The sequence below is a fragment of the Pedobacter borealis DSM 19626 genome (genome assembly GCF_000708285.2).
GTDB lineage: Bacteria > Bacteroidota > Bacteroidia > Sphingobacteriales > Sphingobacteriaceae > Pedobacter > Pedobacter borealis.
On record NZ_JAUG01000002.1, the window covers coordinates 19703 to 31988 of the forward strand.

Genomic DNA, 12286 nt, shown 5'->3' on the forward strand with positions numbered 1-12286 from the left:
CTGTTTTAATTTAAGTTAAAGGAAAGTTCAGATAGAACGTTGTTCCTAAACCGCTTATTGAGGTAAACTTAATTGAACCTCCCGCATTTTCTACAGCCTGCTTAACAAAAGCTAAACCTAAACCTGTACCTGATGTTTTTGTAGTGAAGTTCGGTACAAATATTTTATCGTGCAGGGCTGGTGGGATGCCTTTTCCATTATCTTTTATTTCGATATATGCATTTTTTGCATCTACATATATAATGATGGTGATGCAGCATAAAGTTTCCTCATCAATAGCTTCTATTGCGTTTTTAAGCAAGTTGTTAAACGTTCTCAAAAGCTGATCGTGATCGGCCATGATTTCGATGTCCTTCTCACTTTTATTAAGCACATCAATGGTTACATTTTCCGTGCTTTTAAATACTTCTCTCGCCTGTTCAATAATCGGAAGTAGAGAAAGGCGCTCCAGATTGGTATCGGGCATTTTGGCAAAATTAGAAAACTCAGAAGCAATTTTCGAAAGGCTATCAATCTGTTCTATAAACGATTTGCTAAATTTATTAAACTTCAGTTCGAAGTTTGGATCTTTTTCTTTCCACGATTTTTCTAACAGCTGAACACCTAATTTTAAAGGCGTTAACGGATTCTTGATTTCGTGGGCAACCTGTTTCGCCATTTCCCGCCAGGCGCTTTCCCGTTCCGATCTGGCGAGCTTAATCGCACTATCTTCCAAGGCCGCAATCATGTGGTTATACTCCTTAATTAAAGAACCGATCTCATCATGCCTACGCCATACGATGGGCTCGTTCTTTTGCCCGATTTTCGTTTTACTAATACTTTCCTGAATAAAAGTTAAGGGACTGGTAATCTGATTGGCCAAAAATACAGCCAATACTCCAATAGCCACAAATACCAGGGCGTAAAGATTAATCAGGTTACTTACAAAAAGTGCCAGTTTATCTGTATATTCTTCTTCGGTAGAGTAGTTTGGCAGGCCGATATAGGCAATTGTTTTATTTTGTGCATTCCTGATGGGGGCATATGCTGCAGCGTAGGTTAAGTTGCCTATCTTTTCTTCAGCATTAATAAATTCTGATCGATGTAAGCCCCCTAAAGAAGCAAAGGCTGATGGCCCCATCTTTTTACCGATAATTTTATAGTTATAGAGTTTTGGATAAGTGGTCATGATCAGGTTACCACTTAGATCGTATAGGTTCAGATCCGCATTATTGATATCTGCAAAATTGTTAAAATCTGCTGCTGCATTCTCGTCGTTTGCAATAATACCATTACTAAAAATCTGCTTTTCAAAATTCTGTTGAACCTTCCTAATCTTATCTTTTAATATAGTATCCTGCTGCCCACGGTACTCATTGTTCATGTAATAGTAAGTTCCCCAACCTACAATAACCAACGTTGCCACAACTGCCAACACTATAGATACCTGGATTCTGGTTTTGTACAAAATTTTATTGGCATTGATCATTAAAGATCTATTGATACTAAACCAGCCTACCTTATCATCATCGAGATTTTTGATTAGCCATATTAAACCATAAAGCAACAAAGAGAAGATGATAAATATCAGGAAGAAAAACGATAGCGCAGCTAAACGTTCTACATAATCTACCTTCTCTTTACTGATTACAACCATTTTGCTATCAGTAGGCTTATAAATTAAATGGCTGTAACGAAGTTTATCATCATTACTGGTTATAAAATCATCCTTTTTACCTTTAAATATGCTTCCATCTAAAGGATAGGTATAATTTCCAGATTGATTAAGCAATTTATTATTGTTATACAAGGCAATGGAATAACCTTTAAAATCTTCGTCTTTGATCAATTTTTGATCCCCTAAAAGATCGGGTAGCCGATTATTATAATTATACGGCTTCGAGCGGAGTTCGATAACGAGTGTACCTAATAAACTGCCCTTATCTACAACGGAGATGATACCAAAGTAATCCTGATAACCAAATGTATTGTTAACCTGATAAAAAAAGTTAGACCCATCAATTTTAACAGAGCCAGCCTCAACCAGGTTTTTATATTTATCAATCGGTGGTGTATCAGAATTTTCTATCGCAGCACCCAATCTATTATATGGATAGATCTGATAATCGTAGCGGTTTAAATAGCCATCTAAATAATCTTTGATATGATTTTTGAGCACCGAGTAACTGCCTTTTCGGTTTTGAGTAAAATAGCTTGTCAGAAAATTATCTTTAACAATTTCATTGCCCAAAGTACCTAAAGCAATAATGGCATTCGGATCTTCTGACGATTGCACTTTTCTGGCCAGAGGCTCGCGCAAACTTCTTTCCTTAATATCTTTATACTTGGTGTATTTAATGGAAGTATTAAAGGCCAGGCAGAAAAATACGATGGCAAACATGCCGATTGAGAAGTTTTTTTCTTTTAAATAAACAGCCCGTGCCACGATAAATAATACAACGGAAAAAACAATAAAAAATGCATTAAAATCTACCACTAGCTTGTAGATAAAAACACCTGCAAAGCCAATTAAGAAAATAATGACCCGCTCTTTATTGGCAACATTTAATTGACTGCTTACCGTTGCTGAAACAGCCGTTATCAGGTAAATCTGAAACCAGGCCAGACATAAAATCACAATACCTACCCAACTGGTACCGCTAAGCTTAAGGATATTAACGATATCGAAATTAATTTTTGAGTTAAAAATCAACCCGAAGAAAATATCATCGGTATCCCAAACTATCCGCCCTATCAACACCATCAAGCCAGCCTGAATAACAACTCCAATTATCTTGCTCCGCTTAATCCATCCCGGAAACTTATATTGTTCCTTATGGTTGTACATAAACAAGAGCAACCAGGTGAGTGCAATTACATTTAACAGAAAATCGCCTAACGATGGCATCAGAAAATTATCGGCATATATCCTCGGATCAAATAGATCTAAAGTAAACCTGTGGTTAAACCAACCATAATATAAATCTGTTAACCGAAATGCCAGGAAGAAAAACAATAATAAAAAGGTACCCCAGGCAATATGTCCGCGCCGGGCAATAAACGAACTTAAAGAGTTAAAAAACATGCAGATGCACAACATACCAGCAACAAACAACCATAATTGCGTACCCGAATAATGAGTTTCTGCATACCCTGGCTTAACCTTAAGTCCGAATAAAAACTTATTATCCAGGCTTTTTATTACATATACATCCTTATCGGTAAAAGATGCAAATGTTAATATTTTGGTATTTGATAAAATTGGATCAATATCATTTTTAAAATACTTTGTTTCTTTAAAAGGATATTGAGATTGAATGGTGATCAAGAAAATAAGGCTAAAATCGCCCTGGGTACTTTTAATCACCTCATACCAGCCGTTATAAAAAAACAATACCGAACTACCTTCTTTTATTGTTGTTGGATCTATTTCTGATATTTTGTAGGTACTCCAGAATTTAAGCTGATTGTTTTGGTAGGTTAATAAATTTATACCACTCTTTTTACGATAGTTATCGATAAAATCTATTGCATTATTAGGATCGAGATGAAATTGTTTGGCTTTGGCAACCTGTTTTTTATCAGCCAGAAAACTTTGAACAGATCTTTCTTTAATTAAAAGGTTGTGCTGAATTTCTTGCGCATCGTGCTCGAGGAGCTCATTTTTGGTTGTAAACCTGCTTAACGAAATAGAAGTTGCAATGAGGCAACAGCCCAAAACAAGCAATAGAAATCTTATTTTTACACCAAAGCTCATTTTCATCTACGGATAAAGATATTAAATATTGATAAAAAACAACGCCATAAACAGCTGAGTTTATGGCGTTGGCAAAATATTCTATTTTGAATAAATTAAGCTATGGAAGCACTACTTGTTTGTACTTCGCGGCTTACCTTTTTAACCAATCCCTGTAACACATTACCTGGGCCAACTTCTACAAATTCAGTTGCACCATCAGCTAACATGTTCTCTACTGTTTGTGTCCAACGTACAGCACCTGTTAATTGTTTAATTAAATTGCCTTTAATTTCAGTTGGATCTGTATATGGCTTTGCATCAACATTTTGGTAAACCGGACAAATTGGCGCAGAAATATGAGTGGCCTCAATAGCTGCCTGTAATTCAATTTTTGCAGGTTCCATTAAAGGAGAATGGAATGCCCCGCCAACATTTAGTTTTAAAGCTCTTTTTGCACCTGCTTCTGTTAGTTTAGCACAAGCCAGATCAATCCCTTCTATACTGCCCGAAATTACCAATTGCCCAGGGCAGTTGTAATTTGCAGGAACTACCACAGCATCAATTTCTGCGCAGATTTTTTCAACTACATCATCAGCTAAACCTAAAATAGCGGCCATGGTTGATGGTTGTGCTTCACAAGCTTTTTGCATCGCATTTGCACGGGCAATAACCAGTTTTAACCCATCTTCAAAGCTTAGTGCATTTGCGGCCACTAATGCCGAAAATTCGCCTAATGAGTGACCTGCAACCATATCTGGCTTAAAATCATCGCCCAACACTTTAGCTAAAATAACCGAATGCAAAAAGATTGCCGGTTGGGTTACATTGGTTTGTTTAAGCTCTTCATCTGTTCCGCTAAACATAATATCGCTAATGCGGAAACCGATAATTTCATTAGCTTGTTCAAATAATGCTGCAGCTTTTGGGTGCTCATAAAGATCTTTACCCATACCTACAAACTGTGCTCCCTGTCCGGGAAAAATATATGCTTTCATACCCTTTAATCCCCTAAAGGGGAAATTAAATATTTAGTTAAATTATTATTGTTAATCCATACCCCCTCTAAGGGGATGGGGGTTAATCTAAACTTGCGGTAATTAACCTTAAAAATTCGGCTCTTGTTTTATCGTTACTTAAAAAAGTTCCGGTAAAGGCTGATGTTGTGGTTACCGAATTCTGCTTTTGCACACCACGCATAGACATGCATAAGTGCCTGCATTCCATCACCACAGCAACGCCCATTGGGTTAAGGGTATTTTGAATACAATCTCTGATTTCGTTCGTTAAACGTTCCTGTACCTGTAAACGACGGGCAAAAGCATCAACTACGCGTGGGATTTTACTTAAACCAACAATATGTCCGTTAGGAATATAAGCAATATGTGCTTTACCGAAGAATGGCAGCATATGGTGTTCGCACATCGAATACACTTCAATATCCTTAACCACAACCATTTGGCTATAATCTTCTTCAAACATTGCGCCCTTCAGAATCTCATCAGGTTTTAAATCGTAACCATGTGTTAAATATTGCAGCGCCTTAGCCACGCGCTCCGGTGTTTTTAGTAAACCTTCGCGTTCTGGATTTTCGCCCAACTGGCCAAGAATATCTTTATAATGTGTAGCTACAGCTTCAATTTTATCTTCGTTGTAACGGTCTATTTTTACATAGCCGTCTCTCGATTCGCCTTTCAATACGTCTTTATCGCTCATTAATTAGGGTTTTTAACCAAAGTATTCAACAAAATTATTTTCGGTCTCGTATATTTTTACGCAATGTAAAACTGCACCGCTCTCTGCAATCGGCGCCCATAATTGTTTCCAGATTTCTATGGCCAGATTTTCTGTTGAAGCCAACTTGCCTTTCATAAAATCTACATCAAGATTCAAATTTTTATGATCAACCTTGTCTACCACATAGTCATTCATTACGTCTTTCAGCCATTTTAAATCAACAAGAAAACCGGTTTCTGGATTAACTTCGCCTTTAACTGTAACATATAACCAATAGTTATGGCCATGCCAATTGGGGTTGGCACATTTACCATAAACTTCATTGTTTTTATCATCATCCCAATCGGTACGGGCCAATTTGTGCGCCGCATTGAAGGATGCTTTTCTCGTTATGTAAATCATTACTATAAAATAAAATGCAAATATACGGATAAAGGTTTAAGCTTAAAGACTAAAGACCAAAGCTTACATAAAACTTAAATGAAAACAATCCGCTAACTTTACGTTATGAAAACTTTAGTTGTTGCTGCTACAAAAGCCGAACTCACCTTCTTTTATCAACATTTTAATTTGCCGGATGGAGATTTTGTAGAAAGTAAAAATTTCGACTTGCTGATCACTGGCGTTGGAATGGTAGCAACAGCCTTTGCCCTGGGCAAACATCTTTCATCTAAATATAGTCTTGTGGTAAATTTCGGCATTGCCGGAAGCTTCGATCGGAATATAGCTTTAGGCACCGTATTAAATATTACCGAAGATACTTTTGCCGAACTGGGCGCCGAAAATGGAGACGAATTTTTAACCATAAGCGATTTGGGTTTTGGGGAGAACCATTACACCTCGAAAACAAACAAAAGCGTTAACCTACCTATAGCAAAAGGCATAACCGTGAACTGTGTAACTGGAAGCGAAAAAAGCATTAAAAATCTAATCAAGAGGTTAAACCCAACGATCGAAAGTATGGAAGGTGCCGCTGTTTTTTATGCCAGCAAACAATTAAATATAGATTGTTTACAGATTAGAAGTATATCTAATTATGTAGAACCCAGAAATAAAAACAATTGGAAAATTGGCTTGGCCATTAAAAATTTAAACGATTGGGCCATTGCATTTGTTGGAGAAATGAACTGATTATGACTGATTAGTTTACCACAGTACTTAATTTTGATTTATGAACCCGACACAATTAAAATAATTATTTTAATTGTCAAAGGCTCCATCTAACAACTGAAAACAAAAAAATAAATAGATGAAACTTACACTTGGATTTTCTCCCTGCCCTAACGATACATTTATTTTCGATGCACTAATTCACCATAAAATTGACACAGAAGGGTTAGAATTTGAGGTTTCTTATGACGATGTAGAAACGTTAAACCAAAAGGCGCTTAGGGGCGAATTAGATATTACCAAGTTAAGTTTCCATGCTTTTGCCTATGTTGCCAACCAGTATGCTTTACTCGACGCTGGGAGTGCCCTAGGTTTTGGTGTTGGGCCGTTATTAATCAGTAAGAATCATTTCGATGGAGAAAATAAGGATGAACTGCAAACGCCAGACTCCAAACTAAGGGTTGGAATACCAGGAAAATACACCACTGCTAATTTTTTGCTGGGAATTGCGTATCCTCATTTACAAAACAAACAGGAGCTTATTTTTTCGGAAATTGAATCGGCTTTACTTAGCGAACAGATTGATTTAGGATTGATTATTCACGAAAACAGGTTTACCTATCAAGACAAAGGTTTAACCAAAATTGTTGATTTAGGCGATTATTGGGAAAAACTAACTGGCTGTGCCATTCCATTGGGCGGCATCGTAATCAACCGTAATTTAGATCGCGAGGTACAGTTAAAAGTGAACCGTTTAGTCCGCCAATCGGTAGAGTTTGCCTTTGCACATCCAAAATCAGGGATCGATTTTATCCGCCAGCATGCCCAAGCCATGGAAGAAAGCGTGATGTACAAACACATCGAATTATATGTGAATAAATACAGCATAAACCTTGGTGAAGAAGGCCGAAAAGCAGTTGATACTTTATTTAAACTTGCTCAGGAGCGGAATATAATCCCCGCTATTCAGGAGAATTTATATATTTAACCACATTTTTTACTACCATACGTCATGCTGAACTTGTTTTACAAGTAGAAATAGTATTTTCAATTGCCTTGTAGCTACTACGTGGTCAGCATCTTTCTTATAATTCGTTGAATTAGATCCCGAAACAAGTTCAGGATGACGAATCGATCTATTAACTCACCAGCAGCTTATAGCCTTTTCCGTGCACGTTAATAATTTCTACTGTCGGATCTGCCCTGAGATACTTACGTAACTTACTCAAAAACACATCCATACTCCTGCCGTTAAAGTAATTATCATCATGCCAGATACTTAACAATGCCTCTTCGCGGGTTAAAACGGTATTCTTTTTCAAACACAATAAACGCAACAGCTCGGCTTCTTTGGTAGAAAGTTTTTGCTGGTGATCGTTATCGGTAATAATCTGGGTTGTATAATCGAAATGATATTGACCGATAGAAAACTGTGTTTCGGCAGCCTCATCGTTGTTATCTGTTTTATTAGCCACGCGCTTAAACATTGCATTAATCCGGAGTAAAAGCTCTTCTATACGGAAAGGTTTGGTAATATAATCATCACCACCTAAATCATAAGCAGCAGATTTATCTTCCAGCATGGTTTTAGCCGTTGCAAAAATAATGGGTACCTGTGTGTTTACCTTCCTAATGTCTTTACCCAAAGTAAAACCATCTTTTTTAGGCATCATCACATCCAGAATACATAAATCGAAGTTCTGCTTATTAAACGTTCTCAATCCATCCTCACCATCGGTGCATAATACTACATCAAACTTGCCTTTAAGCTGCAAATAGTCTTGTAACAATAAACCTAAATTTGGGTCGTCTTCTACCAGAAGTATTTTTTTCATTTTCTTGTTTTTATTCACATATGTAGCACTAGCCACACTGAAAGTTTGATTCTGAATATGCATAACGGTTTAATTTATGTTGTAGATTAAATTAATACTCCACTATATTAGCTAAATTAAACCTGTTCTATTTTAATGTATCGATAAAGCAAGCTTTTGTACCGATGTTTAACTGTTTATAAAGGTAAAGATATTTCGAACGTGGTTCCTCTATCTTTTTCGCTACTTACCTTAACGGTTCCTTTCAATTTTTTAATTATATCCTGAACATAATTTAAACCTAAGCCAAAGCCTTTAACATCGTGTAAATTACCTGTTGGCACCCTATAAAACTGGTCGAAAATCCGTTTAGACTGCTCCTTGGTCATTCCAATGCCTTTATCAGCTATTTCGATAATTAAACTTTTACCTATATTGCGGGTAGTAATGGTTATCTCTGGCGTATCGCTACTGTATTTATTTGCATTATCAATAAGGTTATAAACTACATTCGACAGATGCAGCTCATCGCCATATATAATGGCATGCTCCGCATCGGTATGAACATTGATAATGGCATTCCTTTTCTGTAATTGCAATTCCATGCTATCCAGCACAATCACGATTAAATCGTTCACATCTACTTCGGTGTTCTCCATTTTAAGCTCACCTTTTTCTAAGCGGGCAATACTTAAAACACGTTCGATATGATTACCTAAACGAACATTTTCATCATAGATAATCCCTGCCAGGCGTTTTAACCGGGCTTTATCTGCTGTCACCTCCGGATCTTTCAAAGCTTCACTCGCAATCATAATGGTAGCCACAGGGGTTTTAAACTCATGCGTCATGTTATTGATGAAATCTGTTTTCATCTCCGACAGTTTTTTCTGCTTTAAAATAGCATAAAGGGTATATGAGAAAATAAAAACAAGTACCAGTAACAGGCCGATGGATGAGGCGAGGGTTGCACTTAGGTTAGAAATAATTGCCGAATTTTTATTCGGAAAACTGACGAACAGCATCCCTGGATCGCGAAAGATATCGTTCCCAAACAAAGGTGTTTTATAAGTGTTTTCGGGTAAAAATTCTCCTTTAACGTTAGAAGCCGTCATAAAAATGGTCGAATCTTTTCTCGCTAACGAGATCCGGTAAGAAGGTTCTATCGTAATATTATTGGCAAGGAGTTCTTGTTTTAATAAAACGCCTAACGAATTAAAATTAATGCGTTTATAGATTGGCACATTGGTTTCCTGAAGTTCTTTAGATACATCCTCAACTACACTCGATCGGGTATATGAAAAAGTGTCTTTGCCCAATGCTGCAATTTTAAGTTCTAATTTTTTCCGCTCAATCTCATCCTCACGCTGAAATTTTTTCTGTAGATCGTTAGGGATCTTTGGAACATTTGCAAAACCTGGAGTACCATCTCTGGGATCAAAAACCAAGTATCTTAATGTATCAGGTAAACTCTGCAGGCTTTTAAATTCGAATGCTTTTGGTGGCGCTGTAAAAGGTTTTGTGCGCATACTATAACCTTTTAAAATAAGGCTTTTAATATCAATAATCGCATCCATCTGCAAATCCAGCTTGTCGCCGTTTTTCGAACTCAACGAAGTATATTCCCTTTCAGAAATTACATTGGGCGCCCGATAGGATACGCGGATAATACTATCTTGTTGGTTCAGGTAACTTTCGATCTGATTTTCCCTTTCGGCTTGCCGCAGCTCTGCCTCTTGTACATATTGTTGCCGTAAATCCTTAATATCTAATGCCCGTTGCCTGGAGTCTTGTAGTTGTTTCAGTTTATTTTCAGCATCTTTCCTGTTTAAGTGATCGGCAACATTTCTGCGCTGTAGTTTATTTACTACCGATGTTAGCGTTTGGTTTACCTGCTCATCAAAAAGCTGAGATTTTAGTTTATACGATTCCCTGATGTAATACAGCTGCATTACAAAAACACCAAGCAAAGCCACCGTCATTAAAACGGTAATTAACCAAAAACTCTTTTTCTTCATGAACTAGATTGGTTTTAAAGCTAAAAAAATCGGAGCATAATCTTCTTAAATTTAAACAGATATCAAAAATACTGATTAGCTAATTGAAGTATTTGTTTTTAACATATTTTAACAGCGCTGAGAAGACTTCCGAAGTTTCCTGCGCCCAGGCTGGGTAAACTTCGGAAGTCTGGCGGCGCACCAAAAAAAAAATGCCGAGGCTTTAGCCTCGGCATGGTTCAAAATTGTTTGCTTAAAAAAGATTTTTTATTTAGAAAGGCAAATCATCATCTTCACCTGGTGCATTGCTTACATCAACCGGAGCTGCATAAGCTGGTGTAGCTGCTGGAGCACCTGCTGCAACAGCGTTTATACGCCAAATAACCAAACTGTTAAAATATGATGTTTTACCTGCTTTATCTGTCCAAGGGCGACCACGTAAATTAAAGAAAACCTCAACCTCATCGCCTGCTTTAAATGTATCTAACAATGCAGTTTTATCTTGTAAAGCCTCAAAACGGATATATTCTGGGTATGTTGGATTTTCTGCGTATTCTATTATTAAATCACGCTTTTTAAACGTTTCACTTACTTGTTGTGTGGCACCTACTTCGTGTACTTTTCCTTTAATTTCCATATCTAATACTACTTAATGTACTATAAACACCAAATCTCTATAATTTTATTGATAACTTCGCATATATTATGATGCAAGTTTTCCACAATAAAAGCAAGGTAATTATTACCTGCAACAAGCGCCTTTCGCCTTATTTACAAGAAGAAGTTACGGCTTTAGGTTATACCATCGAGCGGTCTTTTGCTACAGGTGTTGAGCTCAATATTACCCTTACAGAGTGTATAAAGCTAAATTTGAACTTGCGCTGTGCCAGTCAGATCCTCTACGCCATTAAAAGTTTCAAGGCCATTACACCCGATGATTTATACAATGAAATTGCAGCCATTGAATGGGAAGAACTGATCGATTTTTCGGGTTATTTCTCGGTAACCTCAAATGTTGATAACCCAAATATTACCACGCCACTTTTCGCAAACTTAAAGGTAAAGGATGCAATAGTAGACCGCATGAAAGAGAAAAAAGGCATCCGCCCTAACTCTGGATCTGATGCAAATAAAACAGTAGTGCATCTATACTGGAAAGATGCAGACGCCGATGTTTTTATGGATACTTCAGGCGAAACCCTTGCCAAACACGGTTACCGTAAAATACCTGGCAAGGCGCCTATGTTAGAAGCTTTGGCCGCGGGGGTTATTTTAGCAAGCAACTGGGATAAGAAATCGCCATTTATTAACCCAATGTGCGGTTCAGGAACCCTAGCTATCGAAGCAGCGCTGATTGCAACCAACCGTGCCCCTGGATTATACCGCATGAATTATGGTTTTATGCACATCTTAGGTTATAATGAAGAAGATTTTTTCGCTGAGCGTAGACTTTTAAAAGATCAGGTAATTAAAAATGTTGACCTTAAAATCGTAGCTTCCGATCTTTCGGAAGATGCGGTTGAGGTAACCCGTAGAAATGCTAAAACTGCAGGTGTTGATACTTTAATCGAATTCGAAGTTTGCGATTTTGAGTTAACACCAGTTCCTGAAGATGGCAAAGGTGTTGTTGTTTTTAACCCTGAGTATGGTGAGCGTTTAGGGGTGCATAGCAAGTTAGAATTGACTTATAAACGCATGGGCGATTTTATGAAAACGAAATGCAAGGGCTATTCTGGATATATTTTCACTGGAAATCCTGATCTTGCAAAGAAAATTGGATTAAAAGCTACTAGAAAAGTTGAATTTTATAATGGTAAATTAGACTGTCGTTTACTAGAGTATGAATTATATGACGGCTCTCGCAGAGCACCGTTAATTGAGGCCTAGTCTTTTTCATTGAAAATTAATATATT

10 protein-coding genes are annotated in these 12286 nt (G+C 37.2%); 3 read left to right on the plus strand and 7 right to left on the minus strand.

The annotated features are described in order from the left end of the window. Positions 1 to 10 precede the first annotated feature (10 nt). From AW17_RS00955 to AW17_RS00970, 4 genes are all read right to left on the minus strand, one after another. Positions 11 to 3742, minus strand: a complete 3732-nt coding sequence (locus AW17_RS00955) for a sensor histidine kinase (protein WP_051691564.1) — start codon at positions 3740 to 3742, stop codon at positions 11 to 13. 89 nt (positions 3743 to 3831) lie between these two features. After that, the gene (fabD, locus tag AW17_RS00960) at positions 3832 to 4713 is read right to left on the minus strand and encodes an ACP S-malonyltransferase (protein WP_029274207.1); all 882 of its coding nucleotides are present in this window, start codon (positions 4711 to 4713) and stop codon (positions 3832 to 3834) included. Between the two features lie 82 nt (positions 4714 to 4795). Beyond that, entirely contained in the window at positions 4796 to 5431 is a 636-nt protein-coding gene (gene folE / locus AW17_RS00965) for a GTP cyclohydrolase I FolE (RefSeq protein WP_029274208.1), read from the minus strand. A 12-nt stretch (positions 5432 to 5443) separates the two neighbouring features. Next, positions 5444 to 5854, minus strand: a complete 411-nt coding sequence (locus tag AW17_RS00970) for a 6-pyruvoyl trahydropterin synthase family protein (protein WP_029274209.1) — start codon at positions 5852 to 5854, stop codon at positions 5444 to 5446. A gap of 105 nt (positions 5855 to 5959) precedes the next feature. On the opposite strand from AW17_RS00970, the gene mqnB reads away from it, so the two are divergent. Next, a complete protein-coding gene (mqnB, locus tag AW17_RS00975) occupies positions 5960 to 6583 on the plus strand; it encodes a futalosine hydrolase (protein WP_029274210.1) in 624 nt (207 codons plus the stop codon). Between the two features lie 118 nt (positions 6584 to 6701). Continuing rightward, positions 6702 to 7550, plus strand: a complete 849-nt coding sequence (locus AW17_RS00980) for a menaquinone biosynthesis family protein (protein WP_029274211.1) — start codon at positions 6702 to 6704, stop codon at positions 7548 to 7550. A gap of 151 nt (positions 7551 to 7701) precedes the next feature. Here the strand turns inward: AW17_RS00980 and AW17_RS00985 are convergent, their stop codons facing one another. From AW17_RS00985 to AW17_RS00995, 3 genes are all read right to left on the minus strand, one after another. Continuing rightward, positions 7702 to 8397 (minus strand): response regulator transcription factor, encoded by a 696-nt coding sequence (locus AW17_RS00985; RefSeq protein ID WP_029274212.1) that lies wholly within the window; start codon positions 8395 to 8397, stop codon positions 7702 to 7704. A 176-nt stretch (positions 8398 to 8573) separates the two neighbouring features. Next, the gene (locus AW17_RS00990) at positions 8574 to 10394 is read right to left on the minus strand and encodes a sensor histidine kinase (RefSeq protein ID WP_029274213.1); all 1821 of its coding nucleotides are present in this window, start codon (positions 10392 to 10394) and stop codon (positions 8574 to 8576) included. Positions 10395 to 10644: 250 nt separating this feature from the next. Beyond that, complete coding sequence (locus AW17_RS00995; protein ID WP_029274214.1) at positions 10645 to 11010, minus strand: DUF3127 domain-containing protein; 366 nt, start codon at positions 11008 to 11010, stop codon at positions 10645 to 10647. 71 nt (positions 11011 to 11081) lie between these two features. On the opposite strand from AW17_RS00995, the gene AW17_RS01000 reads away from it, so the two are divergent. After that, complete coding sequence (locus AW17_RS01000) at positions 11082 to 12260, plus strand: THUMP domain-containing class I SAM-dependent RNA methyltransferase (RefSeq protein WP_029274215.1); 1179 nt, start codon at positions 11082 to 11084, stop codon at positions 12258 to 12260. Positions 12261 to 12286 lie beyond the last annotated feature (26 nt).